The organism is Lacinutrix venerupis, from assembly GCF_003663945.1.
GTDB classification, from domain to species: Bacteria; Bacteroidota; Bacteroidia; order Flavobacteriales; family Flavobacteriaceae; genus Lacinutrix; species Lacinutrix venerupis.
Map to the genome: position 1 here is coordinate 322,623 of NZ_RCCH01000001.1, position 16,526 is coordinate 339,148.

Consider the following 16,526-nt stretch of genomic DNA (forward strand, 5'->3'; position numbering starts at 1 on the left):
TATATAAGTTTTGTACCATTGTCTTACAAGACATTTCCTAAAAGGAAACAAAAATGGAGTTATTTTTAATTGTTTGCCACAAAAGTAAGTTTTTGAAAGCTATTTTTTAAATGAATTTATATTTTTATTTTAGAAAATGAGGTTAAATTCTCAACACTCTCATCTAACTTCTGACTAATTTCGTATCCTTTATACATTTTTCCGTCTTTAATTTCCCAAATTGAGATAAAATGTGCTAAAGGCTCTTCTTTTAATGGTCTTTCTATTGTGGTGTAATAAATTGTATATCTAGCAGTTACTATATTATCGTCTTCTAAAAGATGGCTAAGTCTATAGGTAAATGATAAATAAGATTCTTTTACACCATTAAGTTTTTCTTCTATTTCACTTTTATTTAAAGTGGTAAAACCTTGACTACTATTCCAATGTAATACACAATCGTTATGAAACATATCGATTAGATTTTCATCTTTAGCCAAATTTGAATCGTAAAAAGCTTTAACAATTTTCTTAGCAGACATTTATTTATTTTTTAATTGATATAATATATTAGGAATTTGCTTAACATGGGCTAACTCCTTTAATTTTACTCTTGCTTCTTCTATTGGTGTTCCAAAATAACTTTTTCCACCAGCAACAGATTTAGTAACTCCTGTTTGACCAAGAATTACCGCTTTTTTACCAATAGTTATCCCGCTGTTAGTACCTACTTGTCCCCAAATAGTTACTTCGTCTTCAATTATACAACAACCTGCAATCCCAACTTGTGATGCTATTAAACATTTTTCACCAATAATTGTATCGTGTCCGACTTGTATTTGGTTATCTAGTTTAGAACCTTCGCCTATTGTTGTATCTCCTGTAACGCCTTTATCAATTGTACAAAGTGCACCTATATCTACATTATCTTTTATTACAACTCTTCCTCCTGATTTTAGTTGGTCGAATCCTTCTGGTCTATTTTTATAGTAGAATGCGCTTGCTCCTAAAATGGTTCCAGAATGAATATTAACATTATTACCTATAATTGTATCATCATAAATAGTAACATTTGCATGAATAATACAATTATCTCCAATTGTTACATTATGTCCAATAAAACAATTAGGTTGAATTGTTGTATTTGCACCTATTTTAGCTGATGGGGATATACTTGCTGTTGCAGATTTAAAAGGCTTAAAATGAAGCGTTAACTTATTAAAGTCACGAAAAGGATCGTCACTAATTAATAGAGCCTTTCCTTCTGGACATTCTACATTTTTATTTATTAAGATAATTGTAGCTGCAGATTGCAATGCTTTATCATAATATTTAGGGTGATCTACAAATACAATATCTCCAGGTTCCACAACATGAATCTCGTTCATGCCAAGTACCTGAAAATCTTCTGCTCCTACATAATCACAATTAATTAAGTGAGCTATTTGTTTTAAGGTATGTGGATTTGGGAATTTCATAAATTTAAATGCTGTAAACTATTTTTATTCTTTTACACGTTCTTTATAAGTACCTTTTTCTGTTTCAACCTTTATCTTATCTCCTTCATTAATAAATAAAGGAACGTTTACCTCTGCTCCTGTTTCTACAGTTGCTGGCTTTGTAGCGTTTGTTGCAGTGTTTCCCTTAACACCTGGCTCTGTTGCAGTAACTTCTAAAATTACTGTTGCCGGCATATCTACAGATAATGGCATATTATCTTCTGTATTAATTTGTATAGTTACAATTTCTCCTTCTTTCATTAATTTAGGAGTATCTAATGCAGATTCTAATAATCTGATTTGTGTGTAGTCTGACTCATTCATGAAATGATAGAATTCTCCATCATTATATAAATATTGAAATTTATGAGTTTCTACTCTAACGTCCTCTAATTTATGTCCAGCAGAAAATGTATTATCTATTACTTTGCCGTTAGTTACACTTTTCATTTTAGTACGAACGAAAGCTGGTCCTTTACCAGGTTTTACATGTAAAAACTCAATAATTTTATAAATATCGTTATTGTATTTTATGCATAGTCCGTTTCTAATATCTGAAGTAGTTGCCATATTTTGTTTTTTTTATTTTTTAATTAGATTTAAAGTAACCTTTCATTATTCCACGATGAGAATTTTTAATAAATTGAAGAATCTCGTCACGTTCTGTGGTTGCTTCCATTTCTGCTTCTATAATTCCTGCAGCTTGTGTGTTATTATAATTTTTTTGGTAGAGTATTCTATAAATATCTTGAATTTCTCTAATTTTTTCTGTTTCATAACCTCTACGTCTTAAACCTACTGAGTTTATACCAACGTAAGATAAAGGCTCTCTTCCTGCTTTTACAAATGGAGGAACATCTTTTCTAACTAAAGATCCTCCTGTTACAAAGGCATGACTTCCTATTGAGCAAAATTGGTGTATTGCGGTCATTCCTGCAAGAATAACATAATCACCAATAGTTATATGTCCTGCTAATGTAGAGTTATTAGAAAAAATACAATTATTTCCAACTATACAATCGTGTGCAACATGGCAGTATGCCATAATTAAACAATTGTCTCCAACCACAGTTTTCATCCTGTCTGTTGTACCTCTATTAATTGTAACGCATTCTCTTATTGTTACGTTATTTCCAATTATAGTAAGGGTGTCTTCATCATTATATTTTAAATCCTGAGGTACTGCTGATATTACTGATCCAGGAAATATGTTACAGTTTTTACCTATACGAGCACCTTCCATAATTGTAACATTACTTCCAATCCAAGTTCCTTCTCCTATGGTAACATTATTATGAATAGTTGTAAAAGGTTCTATAACTACATTTTTTGCAATTTTTGCTCCTGGATGAACATATGCTAGTGGTTGGTTCATTATACTGATGTTATTTTGTAATATTATTTAATTTTAGATATCTGCGCCATTAATTCTGCCTCTGCACATAATTTTCCGTTAGAATACGCATAACCTTGCATATGGCAAATACCTCTTCTAATAGGAGTTATTAATTCGCATTTAAAAATTAAGGTATCTCCTGGTACTACTTTTTGTTTAAATTTAACCTTATCCATTTTCATAAAAAATGTCAGGTAGTTTTCTGGATCTGGAACAGTACTTAATACAAGAATTCCTCCTGTTTGAGCCATTGCTTCTACTATTAAAACACCGGGCATAACTGGCGCTCCTGGAAAATGACCTTTAAAGAACTCTTCGTTCATGGTAACATTTTTCATACCAATAACCTTATTCTCTGTAAGCTCAAATACCTTGTCTATTAACAAAAATGGCTGTCTATGAGGTAACATATCCATAATTTGATTAACATCCATTAATGGTGTTTGATTCAAATTAATAGCAGGAACATTATTACGTCTTTCATTTTTAATTAATTTAGACATTTTTTTTGCAAACTGAGTGTTTACATAATGTCCTGGTTTATTTGCTATAACTTTTCCACGAATACGTGTGCCTATTAAAGCTAAATCTCCAATTACATCTAATAGTTTATGTCTAGCTGCTTCATTAGGATGATGCAAAGTTAAATTATCTAGAATGCCATTGGCATTTACTGCAATATTATCTTTTTTAAAAGCTATTTGCAGTTTTTTCATTGTTTCTGGAGATAGTTCTTTATCTACATATACAATAGCATTATTTAAATCTCCTCCTTTTATAAGACCATGTTCTAATAAAGATTCTAGTTCATGTAAAAAGCTAAAAGTCCTTGAGTCTGCAATGTCTTTTTTAAAGTCTGATAATTTATTAAGCGTTGCGTTTTGTGTTCCTAAAACTTTAGTGCCAAAATCTACCATAGTAGTAATTTGATACTCTTTTGAAGGCATTACCAAAATTTCACTACCAGATTCTTCATCTGTATAAGAAATTACATCCTTTACAATATATTCTTCTCTAAATGCTTCTAATTCTACTATTCCTGCTTTTTCTATTGCTTCGACAAAGAATTTTGAAGATCCATCCATTATAGGTGGTTCAGAATTATCTAATTCTATAATTGCATTATCTATATCTAAACCAATAAAAGCAGCTAAAACATGTTCACATGTTTGTATTTTTACTCCGTTTTTTTCTAAACAAGTACCACGTTGTGTATTTGTTACGTAATTGGCATCTGCTTCTATTATAGGATTTCCCTCTAAATCTATTCGCCTAAAAGCGAATCCAGAATTTACTGGAGCAGGTTTAAAAGTTAAAGTAACGTCTTTTCCTGTATGTAGACCAACACCTGTTAAAGAGACTTCCTTTTCAATGGTTTTTTGTTTGATTTCCGAATTAACTATTGCCATGTCCTTTTTTTTCTAATGCGTTTATACTTTTAGCTAGTTTTGGTAAATTTTTAAAATAAACATATGATTTGTTATAATCGCCATAAGATAAAGCTGGAGAACCTTGTAAGACTTCATTATCTTTTACATTTCTTCCTATTCCAGATTGTGCTTGAATTTTAACACCGTTACCTATTGTAATATGCCCAACAATACCTACTTGACCACCAATTTGACAATTTTCGCCAATTTTAGTAGAACCTGCTACTCCTGTTTGTGCTGCTATTACGGTATTTTTTCCAACCTCTACATTATGAGCTATTTGAATTTGATTATCTAATTTTGCTCCTCTTCTTATAATTGTAGATCCTAAGGTTGCTCTATCTATAGTTGTGGCAGCACCAACATCTACAAAATCTTCTAAGATAACGTTTCCAATTTGTGGAACTTTATCATACTCACCAACCTCATTAGGTGCAAAACCAAAGCCATCTGCTCCAATAATTGCTCCTGAATTTATAACACAGTTTTTACCTATTATACATTCTGAGTATATTTTTGCTCCTGCAAATACAACTGTATTGTCTCCAATTGTTACATTATCTCCAATATAACATCCTGGAAAAATTTTTACGTTATCACCTAGTTTTACATGATCTCCTATATAACTAAAAGCACCAACATAAATATCTTTACCTAATGTTGCCGATTCTGATATAGACGATGGTTGCTCTATTCCAAACTTATTAAACTTTACTTGATTGTAGTATTCTAATAACCTTGAAAAAGATTTATAAGCATCGTCAACCTTTATTAAGGTTGTTAAAATCTCTTGTTCTGGCTCAAAATCTTTATTTACAATAGCAATTGATGCTTTTGTACTATATATATAAGGTGTGTATTTTGGATTTGCCAAAAAGGTTAATGCACCTTCTACACCTTCTTCTATTTTTGATAGTTTAGAAACTTCTACTTGTGGATTACCAACAATATCACCTTCTAAAATACCAGCTATTTGTTCTGCTGTAAATTTCATCTCTCGCAAAAATAGAAAAAATGTATCATATAATGTTAAAAGTTATTAAGTTGTTTGTTTGATTGACTTAGTACTAAATTTTACAATTTAGTTTAGTATTAAAGTTTAATGCATAAAATTATACTTTAGGGTAACAAACATAATATTTAGTAACAGGCTTAGAAAGTGCTTTAAAATTTAATTGATCACTAGCTTTTACTACATCTTCAATTTTTCCGTTTCTATGTAAAATATTAATTCCTTGTTTTTTTCGAGTATAAGCTTGATTAGATATTTTACCTGTAAATATAAAATAATCTGCTTCTTCTGCAGTAATAGAATATTTTGACATTAAATTGTTTTTATGCTCTATTAATAAAGATTCTTTAATCTCTCTTTTCTTAATCTTTACTTTTAAAAGATCTCTATTAATTATCATTCGGCATAGGTTTTTTAATACAAAATCATCATAATCTTGCCAAGCTTTCATGGCAGAAACAATATCGTAATCGTCTAACTTAGAAAATGTTTCAAGACTTTTTGTTGTAAAGTTTTCAAGATTTATCTCTTCATTTAAAAAATATTGTAATGCCTTACTCGCTGTTAGTTCTACTCCATTTTTTGTTAATTCTTTAGCACGTTTAAGCACTCTAATTAATAACTGTTCTGCAGCTAAACTTGTTTTGTGTAGGTATACTTGCCAATACATTAAACGTCTTGCTACTAAAAACTTTTCTACACTGTAAATGCCTTTGTCTTCAACTACTAGTTTATTATCTTTTACATTAAGCATTGTAATTAAACGCTCACTATTTATATTACCTTCGGCAACTCCTGTGTAAAAACTGTCTCGTTTTAAATAATCTGCTCGATCCATATCTATTTGACTAGAAATAAGCTCGCACATAAATTGTCTTGGATATTCACCTTTAAAAATTTGAATAGCCAACGTTAAATCGTTGTTAAATTCTGCATTCAATTTCTCCATAAAAAGCATTGAAATATGCTCGTGAGAAACACCATTTACTATACTATGTTCCATAGCATGAGAAAATGGACCATGACCAATATCATGCAATAATATAGCTATAAACAACGCATTTTTTTCGTCTTCAGAAATTTCAACACCTTTAAATCTAAGTACTTGCACAGCTTTTTGCATTAAATGCATACATCCTATGGCATGATGAAATCTTGTGTGATGGGCTCCAGGATAAACCAGATAACTCATTCCCATTTGAGTAATACGACGTAGTCTTTGAAAATAACGATGTTCAATTAAATCGTATATTAAGGAATTAGGGATAGTAATAAATCCGTAAATTGGGTCGTTTAATATTTTAAGTTTGTTACTTTTTTGCAAACTGATAATTTTTAATTGATTTACTTAAACAAATATACATGGATAAAATAAAAATACTTTGGGTTGACGACGAAATCGATTTATTAAAACCACATATTATTTTTCTAGAACAAAAAAACTACCTAGTTACAAAATGTAATAGTGGTAGTGAAGCACTTGAAATTTTAGAAAACGAAAAATTTGACATTGTATTTTTAGACGAAAATATGCCAGGTTTAACAGGTTTAGAAACGCTTAACGAGATAAAAGAAAAACAAGACACACTTCCTGTGGTTATGATTACCAAAAGTGAGGAAGAATATATTATGGAAGAAGCTATTGGTAATAAGATTGCCGATTACCTTATAAAACCAGTAAACCCTAATCAAATTTTACTAAGTTTAAAGAAAAACTTAGATCATTCGCGTTTGGTTTCAGAAAAAACAACATCTAATTACCAACAAGAATTTAGAAAAATTGCTATGGATATGGCTATGGTAAATAGTCATGAAGAATGGGCTACATTATACCAAAAACTAATTTATTGGGAAATGCAACTAGAAGATATTGAAGATTCTGGAATGTTTGAAATTTTAGAATCTCAAAAAAATGAAGCAAATATTCAATTTGGTAAATTTATTGATAAAAATTACCCAACTTGGTTTGAACCAAATGTTGATGCACCTACACTATCTTACAATTTATTTAAAGATAAAATTGTACCCGAACTTAGTAAGGAACAACCAACATTATTAGTTGTTGTTGATAATTTACGTTACGACCAATGGAAAGCGTTCGAACCTTTTGTTGCTAACCATTATAAAAAAGAAAGTGAAACTCCTTTTTATAGTATACTCCCATCTGCAACGCAATATGCCAGAAATGCAATTTTTTCTGGATTAATGCCTAGTGATATGGAAAAACTTCATCCTGAATTATGGAAAAATGATACAGATGAAGGTGGTAAAAACTTACATGAAAACGATTTTTTAGAAGCGCAAATGAAGCGACTTGGCCTTACTAATTTTAAGCACGAGTATTATAAGATTACAAACTTAAAAAATGGAAAAAAATTAGCAGATAATTTTAAAGGTACAAAGGATAACGATTTAACAGTAGTTGTTTACAACTTTGTAGATATGTTATCGCACTCTAAAACCGAAATGGATGTTGTAAAAGAACTAGCTTCTAACGATAAAGCTTACCGTTCTTTAACGCAAAGTTGGTTTAAAAACTCTCCGTTATTAGAAATGATACAACAAGCTCAACAAATGGGTTTTAAGTTAATTATTACTACAGATCATGGTACTATTAATGTAAAAAACCCATCTAAAGTTATAGGCGATAGAGATACAAGTTTAAATTTACGTTATAAAACCGGTAGAAGTTTAAGTTATGAAGATAAGGATGTTTTAGCTGCTAAAAACCCTAAAACAATTCATTTACCTTCATTATCTATGAATAGTTCTTTTATTTTTGCTAAAAGCGATTTGTTTTTTGCTTATCCAAACAATTACAATCATTATGTAAGCTATTATAGAAACACTTACCAGCATGGAGGCGTATCTTTAGAGGAGATGATTATTCCTTTTGTTGTTTTAAATCCTAAATAATAAACATACCATTTCGTATTTTTATAGAATGATAAACGGCTTACCAAATAATAAAAAATTAATCCTATTCGATGGTGTTTGTAACCTTTGCAATGCTTCTGTTCAATATGTTATAGAACGTGATAAAAAAGATAAATTTATGTTTGCTGCTTTGCAAAGCGATGTTGGTTACAAAATATTAGAACATTTTAAAATTGATACTTCGAAGACCGATTCTATTTTACTGTATTCGCCAAAGAATAATGATTTAAAAATAAAATCATCTGCAGCATTACATACAGCGAAACATTTAGGTTTTCCACAAAATTTAATGATTGCTTTTTTAATTGTCCCAACTTTTATACGCAATTGGGTTTACGATTTTGTTGCTAAAAACCGTTACAAGTGGTATGGCAAAAAAGAATCTTGCTGGATTCCTACTCCAAAATTAAAAGCTAAATTTTTAGGTGAAATTAATTAGTATTTGAAATAAAAAAGTCTGAAATTTAAATTTCAGACTTTTTTATTTTTATTAAAATTGGATAACTAAATAATATTAGCACATTTTAGGTTTTTGCTTTTTTGAAGCAATTAACTTTAAATAAGATGCTTTGTTGTAATTTTCAATGTCAATTTCTTCCATTGTCTTAATTCCTTTAACGCTTATAACAACAGTTTTTTCAACAGCTAATGTATTAGTTGCTTCGGATTTTAATTCTTTTTTTTCGAGGGATTTATTTTCTTGAGCTGAGGCAAAAGAAACAAAAAGTAATAAAAGTAATGTTGTTAAAAATTTCATTATTTAGGTAATTAAGTAGGATTTACACTGCTAATATATAGCGCTTTGTGTGTTTACTTTAAAAAAAATCGGTAAACTGTCAAAGTATTTGATTTACGAGATAATATTACATAAATAATCGACCAAATACACTTTTTGTAAAATTTATTTAAAAAAAAAGCTAAACATTTCTATTCAGCTAAAGTTTTAGTTTTTAATTAATATTATAACGTTGCTAACCTACTATTAAATAAATAATCTGAATACATATTTTTATAGTACACTTTCTTTTCTATAGCTTTAATTACTGGAGTACAAAAATCGGCATCATACATTTCGCTTATAACATTTAAACCACCAGGACTAAACACATTAATTTCCATTAGTTTGTCTCCAACAATATCTATTCCAACTAAAAACATTCCGTCTTGAACTAATTTAGGCCTAACAATATCTGCTAATTTCATAATTTTATCGGTCATTTTTACAGCTTCTGGTCTGCCTCCAGCATGAATGTTACTTCTAATATCATCAGAAGAATTTACACGTTGCATTATAGCATATTTGCCGTCAACTTGTAAAGGCTCTCCATTCATTAAAATTAATCTAGTATCACCTTTACTTGCTTCTGTTAAATATTCTTGAGCAATTATGTAACCATCTCTTGCTATAGCATCTATTGTTTGATTTAAATTATGTTCATTTTTTTTATCCATCATAAATACATTGGTGCCACCTGAACCTTGTAATGGTTTTAAAATCATTTTTTGCTTTTGCTTTTTAAAAAAAGCTTTAATTTCATCATGATCTCTTGATATTATTGTTTTAGGTCTTAAAATTTCTGGAAAATGCTGAAAATACATTTTGTTAACTGCTCCGGCTAAACTATTTGGATGGTTTAAAACAATTACACCATTACGCATAGCTATTTCTCCAAATATAAATGCTGCATTTTGTGCCCAATCGCGTTCGTTAATTTCATCTGCAGGATTATTTCTAAGAAATAAAACATCTAAATCCTCAGAAGTTATTCTGGTAAACTTCTCCTTTTGTACAGCTTTAAAATAAGTTTCTTGTGAATTAAATTTTTTCTCATTTATAGTTTTACAACGTACAGATAAATGACCTTTAGATGCGTAAGACAACTCTCCAACACCTATAAAGTAAACATCATGTCCGCGTTTATAGGCTGCATAACCTAAACCTGGTGTTGTATAATTTGGTTTTTCGGTATCGTGGTCGTTTATTATAAAAGCAATTTTCATGTATTTTAGTTTTGATTCTCTCTAAAATACCATTTCTCTTTATAAGTAATTAACGCTTTAACAATGTATTAGGACTCATTTCACAATAAATTATCATTTTAATTTACTAATTCTGAAATAGCGATACCTTTTCTAAGTTTTTGTAATCTTTCTTGAACGCTTTTACGTTCTAAAAATCTTGGTAACTCTGGAGATTTAAGTACATTTCTATGAAGTAACTCTTCAATTAATTCTATATGATTTGTATTAAACTTACCAGTATATAGGGTTTCAAGTTTTCCTCCTTTTTTAATATACTTTAATAAGTCTATTAATCCTGCAAGATACACGGCATCTTTAGTTAAACCTCCACCTCTATAAACTCTCATTGTTATATAGTATGAAATACGATCTGAAAAATTATATTTTTTCTTTAATAATTTAAAAGTCTCTATAAAATCTGCTCCATTTACCATAGAGTTTACTGCTATAACACGTCCGGCTAATAACCTTAATCTGTTTACTGTTAGTCCTCCAACTAAATACTCTGCTAACACGGCAAGACCTTCTTGTAATTGATCGTAACCTTCAAAACCTTCGTACATTTGTTTTAATGGTTGTCTTTTTCCATTACAATAGGTTAAAATATGAGTTGCTACCTCATGTTGTATTAAAGCGTCGCACCTATTAGCATCTAAAGATATTTGATCGTTAATTAATAGTTTTGTTTTAGAAACCATTATACCTGCAACATCGTTTCTTACTTCAAGTGTAAGGTTTAAATTTGGGAATTTTGAATTATAATAATCTAATTCTTTTTGTGCATGTGCTGCAAACTCAGAGCAGTTATATCTTTCTTTACTTTTTATCTCTTCGCGTTTTGGGAAAGCTTTTAATATTTTTTTTGATTCTTTTAAAACGTTCTTTTTTATAACTCCATAAAGACTTTCTCCAACAAAACGAAAGTTTTTTGTACCACGCTCTTCTAGCATAGTTAATTGTTTTTCAATCTCTAAACGTTTGCCTCGAAGAATAAAAGCAATAGTTGGATCTTCTATTTTGTCCATTGGAATATTGTAGAGCTTACGCTTTTCTAATTCTGGATCTAACGCTATTAGCCTATATTTAAAGGATGGTGTTTTTTTAAATTTATTTTTTTTAAAAACTTCCCATTCTTCTGTACTGTTTACTGGTGTAGTTCTTAAAAGAAAAGACATGCCAGAACTTATTTCGGCTAACTCTGCATCAGACTGGATTGTAACATCGTCTATATGTGTTTTTCCTAACATTAAGTAATGTTTAAAATCATCTGACGTTTGAATTCTAATAAATTCGAAAACAGCTTTCTTTATAGTTTCAGAAAAAATAGTATAAAATTCTCTAAAGAACAGAGAATATAATTCTTCTGTTTCGTCATTTTTATAAAGTGTTGGAACAGAAATTCCAAAAACTAATGTTCCTGTTTTTTTAGAATCTTCAAGGTTTATTAAGCTATTTAAGTGTTTAGGGTGCCTAATTGTTGTATTAGAAACTTCTGTAGATACATTGGGATAGATATCGTTTAACTCATTAAACCCTTCTGTTAAACTTTTTACTGTTCCAGGTGCTTTATCTACTGGACAAGAGATTTTAAATTTAGAACTGTTACTCTCGTTATCTGGCCAACATTCTATTAACAAAAATGTATTAAACTTTTTTGAAGATTCTTTTCTAATTGCGTCGATAATATTCGATATATCAAGAGATTCGTGAGCTAATATATATGACGCTTGTGTTTTTAGTAATCTAGAAAAATATACATCTGGTTTTTTAAATCTATAAACACATATAAAAGGTAATAATTTATCTATATGTAATAAGCCATTTTCTGGTAAATTGATATTTAAAGGTTTATTATTTGAAATGGAGTTACATAGATTTTCAATTATATCTATTGGTGCTTTTGTATTGGTCATTTATCTTGAAAAATTTTTGTAAAAAATTTCGGAATTTTTTTTAATTCTATCTCTTAATTGATGTTCTACTGCTGCCACAACTTCTGGAAATATAATATAATTATACTCGTCGCAGTAAATTTTAGCTATTTCTGTAGCTAGAACTAAAGTATTGCTAAAATTCTGGGTAATATACTTTAAAAAATAACCGTTACCTCTAAAGGTATCGTTAATTTTTGATGTGGATTTTATACCATTAGGAAGTTTTATTTGTGATAAACTTTCTCTCCAAATTTCTATATGATTGCCAAATCGTTTATTATCGATGTTGTCCGTACCTAAATTCCAGGTTGGTACTTCTCTATCCCAACGCTTCCAATTATAGCTATGCATATCGAATACAATACAAACTCCAAATTTGTCTTCAATTTTAGAAATTAAGGCGTGGACTACTTTATAAAAAGCTTCATGCTTTAAAAGTGATTTCTGTTTTTGATTTTCTAATATTGGTGTTTTCCATAATTTTTTTCCCCAAGCATCATTATAGATTGCTGTTTCAGGACTACGATTTAAATCGTACTCAAACCTTGAATCCATACCAGCTATAACTATTGGATGAGAGTTTACCATGGTTTTGGTCTCTGGATCTTCTTCGTACCAACGCTCATATTCTGTATGCAAGCAATTATCCCATAACTCTTTACGAAATTGGTGCCCATCGTGTACAGCACCACAAACGTAATGTACATAATTATCTATTTTAAGAGTAAAGGAATAATCTGTAGAAACGGCATGAAAGGTTTCTTCTGCATTTATTTTATCGACTATTTGAGAAATGGATAACTTTTCCATATTAAAGGTTTAAATTAATAATGAAGAAAGGCAATTTTATTTATTCCTTTAAAATTTTACGTAAAAATTTTAATGTAGCTTCTTCCATAGTATTGGCTTCTCCATCTGCATAAAGTAATAATTTTATATCTGCAAAAAGACCTGCATAATCATCTCTAAAATAGTCGTGCTCATTTACACTTTTTAGTATTTTTTGAATGCATTGATAATCGTTATCTCTATCAAACTCTTTATGGATTGAGGCGTAAGTTTTTTTATCTACTTTAGATCTTATAAATTCTTTTTCTTCGTTAGTTTCGTGCAAATCTGAATTTGCAACATATAAAAGTATATAGGCTACCAGTTCGTTTTTAGACCAATTTTTAGATGTATCCATAATTTATGCTATTGTTAATGTTCCATATTCTGTCCACGATCCATCGTAAACACTATTGTTATATCCTGCTACTGTTGCTGCAAGAGCTAAAACTGAAGCTGTAATACCAGAACCACAAGTAAACACTAAGTGTTGATGTTCTTTTGCTAAGCTTTTAAATATTTCTTGTAATTCTTTTTTTGTTTTTAATTTGTTGCCAACTAAAACTTGATTAAACGGTAAATTTATTGATGATGGAATAACACCACTTCTTAAACCTTCTCTAGGTTCTGCAACAATACAATTAAATCTATCACTAGATCTTGCATCTATAATTTTAAAGTTTTTATCTTTTGATATTGCTTCTAAAGATTCAAAATATACCACTTTATTTGGGTTATAAACGGCATTAAAATTCCCTTTTTTAAAAACATTTTTAACCGATTTATCTTCTAAGCTAAAGTTTTTTGCCTTCCACTCTGGCAAGCCACCATCTAGTATAGCAACATTTTTAAAACCAAAAGTTTTTAATAACCACCATGCTCTTGCGCTGGAATATAAACCATGATCATCGTAAACAACTATTACCGAATTATTATTGATGCCAAGTATTTGAGCATTTTTTTGAAATTGAGCTACAGATGGAATTGTGTTTGGAAAAGGAGATTTTATGTTACTAAACTTCTTTTTTATATCGAAAAATTGACTTTTAGGTATTTTATAATTAGATAATGCAGAAACATCTCCTACAACTTTAGAAATTGTAGCATCAAAAACCAATAAATTTTCTGCTTGTAAATGATTATTTAACCACTCTGCCGAAACTATATTTTCAATATTATTAATTATAGACATTATTAAACCTTTTTTCTTTTTAATTATAAAAAGTGTAATTACATTTTCTATTTAGATTCCATTTTCTCTGTCATTAGCTTATGCTTTTCAACATTCCAATCTATATTCCAATTAGAAACATATTCTGATAGTGGTCCTAAACCAACTTCTGCTCTTCTTTTGTCTACATTTTCGGGATCTTTTAAAGGAGAAACATAAAACTCGCCTGTTTCTTGATTTCTGGCTATTTGGCTACCGTAAATTTGTCTTTTACCAATTCTTAAAGCAACTCTGTCTTCTAGCAATGCTAAGCTACTTGGTTGAGCATTATTTTTTGCAACTGCATCTCGCATCATTGGTAAGTATTTTTCTTGAACTTCTAATGGTGAATGCTGAATAACTAAAAACAAGGTCATGTTCCCTCTTCCGCCAATAACATCTTGACCTAACCAGCCACGCTCATCTAATATTTTTTGAATTTTTATTAAATTTATAGAGTCCTTTTTTGCAATAGCATCCCAATGTGCTTTCATTTCATTAGAGTCTCTACCATAGGTTTCTTCAATAGTCTTTATTTCTCTTCTTAACCCTTGATCTTCATTGTATATAGTATCTAGAATAGCAACTAATGGTTTGTCTAAATTTGCCTCTTTTTTTTCTTTATTTGCAATTACAATTTCCAATAATTGATTCCATTTGCTATCTGTATGCAAACTTGCTAAATCTGGATCGGTTGTTATATGACTATAACTTGAATATTCACCTTTTTCTGCTATTCTAAATAATTGAACAAATGCAGAATCTTTTTGATTAGCTAAAGCCCACGAACAAGCCGCATTATATCTATCTGTATTATTACTTCTATTATTAGTACTTTTAAATGCTTGAGAATACTTTTTTGCTGATTTTAAATATTCTTGAGTTTCATAAAGACTCCAAGCTTCATTTTTTAAAGTTTGATATTTTTCCTTTTGCTCTAATGAAAGCTCCTTAATTACTTCTTTCTTTACATTTTCTTTTTTTACACCTTCATTTTTACAAGAGGTAAAAATTATTACAAGTACTAATAATAGGACATTTTTCATGGCAGTATATATTAATGTTACATTTTATAAATAATAAAACTCAAATTGTTTAAGCATCTTCTACAGTTTTACGCAATTTAGATAAACGATTAAATGCCTGTACATTATCTAACACTTTACTTTCTAAAAAGTCTATTACTTTCTCTTCTAATTTAAATTTATTTTTATAAACTTTATTCATGTAAGTTATACCTCCAGGAGACATTACATTAACTTCTACAAGCTTTCCTCCTATAACATCAATACCAACAAAATACAATCCATCTTTTACTAATTTAGGACCAATTTGTTTACAAAGTGCTTTTTCTGTTTTAGTTAAAGAGTGTTTTGCTATACTTCCTCCTGCTGAAACATTTGAACGATGATCGTCTGTACCAGGTACACGCTTCATTGCTCCTATATATTCTCCATTAAGCATTAATATTCTTACATCTCCTTGGTCTGCTCCTTCAATATAATCTTGTAAAATAACATAGTTTGAAGAACCGTCACTGCTATTTATATAAAAGTCTAGTAATGAATTAATATTATTCATTGCAGATTTTTCAATTAAAATTACTCCGGAACCTCCAAAACCATTTAAAGGTTTTAAAATCATTTTATCTGCTTTAGACTCCTTAATTTGTTGAATTAAATAGTTTTTATTTTTAGATACGTGTGTATTAGGAATTATATTACTGTGTGCATCTCCAAAAGCTGCTGTATATAATTTATTATTAGCTTCACGCATTCCTTGTAAAGAGTTCATTATAAAGACATCATCTTTTACCGAATCTAAAAAGTTAAGCATAATTGGATCTAATGGCGGATTTGCTCTAAAAAAAATAGTATCAAAACCTGCTAACGGTAGCATTTCTTCACGTAAAGTAGCTTTTTTATAGAATGCTTTAAGTGTGGTAGGTACTTTATCCATACGCCCAATAACATTACAAAATGCATTTGTTACACTATCTCTAATAGTTAAATTGGCTGGTGTGCAAATAGCAACACCATGTCCACGTTTTACACATTCTTTAATTAGAGCTAAGCTTGTATCATTTTCTGCATCTATTTGATCCCATGGATACATTATAAAGCAAACATTCATATTTTTTGGTTTTGGTTTGTTGTATAAATTTATAGATAATTTATAAATTATTTAATAAAAAAATAGATTTCATTATTTTAAAATTAATAAAACAATGAAATCTTTGATATTTTTTAATATAAATAATTTAAAATGTTAGAAAAAAA

At 29.4% G+C, this 16,526-nt stretch carries 17 protein-coding genes; 2 read left to right on the forward strand and 15 right to left on the reverse strand.

All coding sequences use genetic code 11. From position 1 onward, the window contains the following. Window positions 1–116 precede the first annotated feature (116 nt). The 7 genes from CLV86_RS01500 to CLV86_RS01530 form a co-directional block, all read right to left on the reverse strand. The gene (locus CLV86_RS01500; RefSeq protein WP_076733167.1) at window positions 117–521 is read right to left on the reverse strand and encodes a nuclear transport factor 2 family protein; all 405 of its coding nucleotides are present in this window, start codon (window positions 519–521) and stop codon (window positions 117–119) included. Beyond that, complete coding sequence (locus CLV86_RS01505) at window positions 522–1,457, reverse strand: UDP-3-O-(3-hydroxymyristoyl)glucosamine N-acyltransferase (protein WP_121048823.1); 936 nt, start codon at window positions 1,455–1,457, stop codon at window positions 522–524. It lies immediately after the preceding gene. 24 nt (window positions 1,458–1,481) lie between these two features. Continuing rightward, complete coding sequence (gene efp / locus CLV86_RS01510; RefSeq protein ID WP_076733165.1) at window positions 1,482–2,048, reverse strand: elongation factor P; 567 nt, start codon at window positions 2,046–2,048, stop codon at window positions 1,482–1,484. A gap of 19 nt (window positions 2,049–2,067) precedes the next feature. Next, window positions 2,068–2,853, reverse strand: coding sequence for an acyl-ACP--UDP-N-acetylglucosamine O-acyltransferase (gene lpxA / locus CLV86_RS01515; protein ID WP_121048826.1), 786 nt, complete (start codon window positions 2,851–2,853; stop codon window positions 2,068–2,070). Between the two features lie 23 nt (window positions 2,854–2,876). After that, complete coding sequence (locus CLV86_RS01520; RefSeq protein WP_121048829.1) at window positions 2,877–4,283, reverse strand: bifunctional UDP-3-O-[3-hydroxymyristoyl] N-acetylglucosamine deacetylase/3-hydroxyacyl-ACP dehydratase; 1,407 nt, start codon at window positions 4,281–4,283, stop codon at window positions 2,877–2,879. Then, window positions 4,270–5,298 carry a UDP-3-O-(3-hydroxymyristoyl)glucosamine N-acyltransferase gene (lpxD, locus tag CLV86_RS01525; protein ID WP_076733162.1) on the reverse strand — a complete coding sequence of 343 codons (1,029 nt, stop codon included), beginning with the start codon at window positions 5,296–5,298 and terminating at the stop codon, window positions 4,270–4,272. The genes CLV86_RS01520 and lpxD overlap by 14 nt, the downstream gene beginning before the upstream one ends. Window positions 5,299–5,416: 118 nt before the next feature. Then, entirely contained in the window at window positions 5,417–6,640 is a 1,224-nt protein-coding gene (locus tag CLV86_RS01530; RefSeq protein WP_121048832.1) for an HD domain-containing protein, read from the reverse strand. Window positions 6,641–6,678: 38 nt separating this feature from the next. Between CLV86_RS01530 and porX the strand changes: the two genes are divergently transcribed. Next, window positions 6,679–8,232: a T9SS response regulator signal transducer PorX gene (gene porX, locus CLV86_RS01535; protein WP_121048835.1), complete on the forward strand. Its 1,554-nt coding sequence runs from the start codon at window positions 6,679–6,681 to the stop codon at window positions 8,230–8,232. A gap of 28 nt (window positions 8,233–8,260) precedes the next feature. Next, entirely contained in the window at window positions 8,261–8,692 is a 432-nt protein-coding gene (locus tag CLV86_RS01540; protein WP_121048838.1) for a thiol-disulfide oxidoreductase DCC family protein, read from the forward strand. A 75-nt stretch (window positions 8,693–8,767) separates the two neighbouring features. Here the strand turns inward: CLV86_RS01540 and CLV86_RS01545 are convergent, their stop codons facing one another. The 8 genes from CLV86_RS01545 to gshB form a co-directional block, all read right to left on the reverse strand. Further along, window positions 8,768–9,010: a hypothetical protein gene (locus CLV86_RS01545; RefSeq protein ID WP_121048841.1), complete on the reverse strand. Its 243-nt coding sequence runs from the start codon at window positions 9,008–9,010 to the stop codon at window positions 8,768–8,770. A 203-nt stretch (window positions 9,011–9,213) separates the two neighbouring features. After that, entirely contained in the window at window positions 9,214–10,254 is a 1,041-nt protein-coding gene (locus tag CLV86_RS01550; RefSeq protein ID WP_121048844.1) for a glutathione synthetase, read from the reverse strand. A gap of 98 nt (window positions 10,255–10,352) precedes the next feature. Next, window positions 10,353–12,188 (reverse strand): peptidase MATCAP family protein, encoded by a 1,836-nt coding sequence (locus tag CLV86_RS01555; RefSeq protein WP_121048847.1) that lies wholly within the window; start codon window positions 12,186–12,188, stop codon window positions 10,353–10,355. Then, entirely contained in the window at window positions 12,189–13,019 is an 831-nt protein-coding gene (locus CLV86_RS01560; RefSeq protein ID WP_121048850.1) for an N-formylglutamate amidohydrolase, read from the reverse strand. A gap of 40 nt (window positions 13,020–13,059) precedes the next feature. Further along, entirely contained in the window at window positions 13,060–13,395 is a 336-nt protein-coding gene (locus CLV86_RS01565; RefSeq protein ID WP_076733154.1) for a hypothetical protein, read from the reverse strand. Window positions 13,396–13,398: 3 nt separating this feature from the next. Then, entirely contained in the window at window positions 13,399–14,229 is an 831-nt protein-coding gene (locus tag CLV86_RS01570; protein ID WP_121048853.1) for a sulfurtransferase, read from the reverse strand. A gap of 47 nt (window positions 14,230–14,276) precedes the next feature. Beyond that, entirely contained in the window at window positions 14,277–15,293 is a 1,017-nt protein-coding gene (locus CLV86_RS01575; RefSeq protein WP_121048856.1) for a DUF6624 domain-containing protein, read from the reverse strand. A gap of 49 nt (window positions 15,294–15,342) precedes the next feature. Then, the gene (gene gshB / locus CLV86_RS01580; RefSeq protein ID WP_076733152.1) at window positions 15,343–16,380 is read right to left on the reverse strand and encodes a glutathione synthase; all 1,038 of its coding nucleotides are present in this window, start codon (window positions 16,378–16,380) and stop codon (window positions 15,343–15,345) included. Window positions 16,381–16,526: the final 146 nt, after the last annotated feature.

Coding starts and splice junctions, on each gene's coding strand:
- CLV86_RS01520 (WP_121048829.1), bottom strand. CDS start 4,283: ATGGCAATAGTTAATTCGGAAATCAAACAAAAAACCATTGAAAAGGAA.
- CLV86_RS01575 (WP_121048856.1), bottom strand. CDS start 15,293: ATGAAAAATGTCCTATTATTAGTACTTGTAATAATTTTTACCTCTTGT.
- CLV86_RS01555 (WP_121048847.1), bottom strand. CDS start 12,188: ATGACCAATACAAAAGCACCAATAGATATAATTGAAAATCTATGTAAC.
- CLV86_RS01570 (WP_121048853.1), bottom strand. CDS start 14,229: ATGTCTATAATTAATAATATTGAAAATATAGTTTCGGCAGAGTGGTTA.
- porX (WP_121048835.1), top strand. CDS start 6,679: ATGGATAAAATAAAAATACTTTGGGTTGACGACGAAATCGATTTATTA.
- CLV86_RS01505 (WP_121048823.1), bottom strand. CDS start 1,457: ATGAAATTCCCAAATCCACATACCTTAAAACAAATAGCTCACTTAATT.
- lpxA (WP_121048826.1), bottom strand. CDS start 2,853: ATGAACCAACCACTAGCATATGTTCATCCAGGAGCAAAAATTGCAAAA.
- CLV86_RS01545 (WP_121048841.1), bottom strand. CDS start 9,010: ATGAAATTTTTAACAACATTACTTTTATTACTTTTTGTTTCTTTTGCC.
- CLV86_RS01565 (WP_076733154.1), bottom strand. CDS start 13,395: ATGGATACATCTAAAAATTGGTCTAAAAACGAACTGGTAGCCTATATA.
- CLV86_RS01550 (WP_121048844.1), bottom strand. CDS start 10,254: ATGAAAATTGCTTTTATAATAAACGACCACGATACCGAAAAACCAAAT.
- efp (WP_076733165.1), bottom strand. CDS start 2,048: ATGGCAACTACTTCAGATATTAGAAACGGACTATGCATAAAATACAAT.
- CLV86_RS01560 (WP_121048850.1), bottom strand. CDS start 13,019: ATGGAAAAGTTATCCATTTCTCAAATAGTCGATAAAATAAATGCAGAA.
- gshB (WP_076733152.1), bottom strand. CDS start 16,380: ATGAATGTTTGCTTTATAATGTATCCATGGGATCAAATAGATGCAGAA.
- CLV86_RS01540 (WP_121048838.1), top strand. CDS start 8,261: ATGATAAACGGCTTACCAAATAATAAAAAATTAATCCTATTCGATGGT.
- CLV86_RS01500 (WP_076733167.1), bottom strand. CDS start 521: ATGTCTGCTAAGAAAATTGTTAAAGCTTTTTACGATTCAAATTTGGCT.
- lpxD (WP_076733162.1), bottom strand. CDS start 5,298: ATGAAATTTACAGCAGAACAAATAGCTGGTATTTTAGAAGGTGATATT.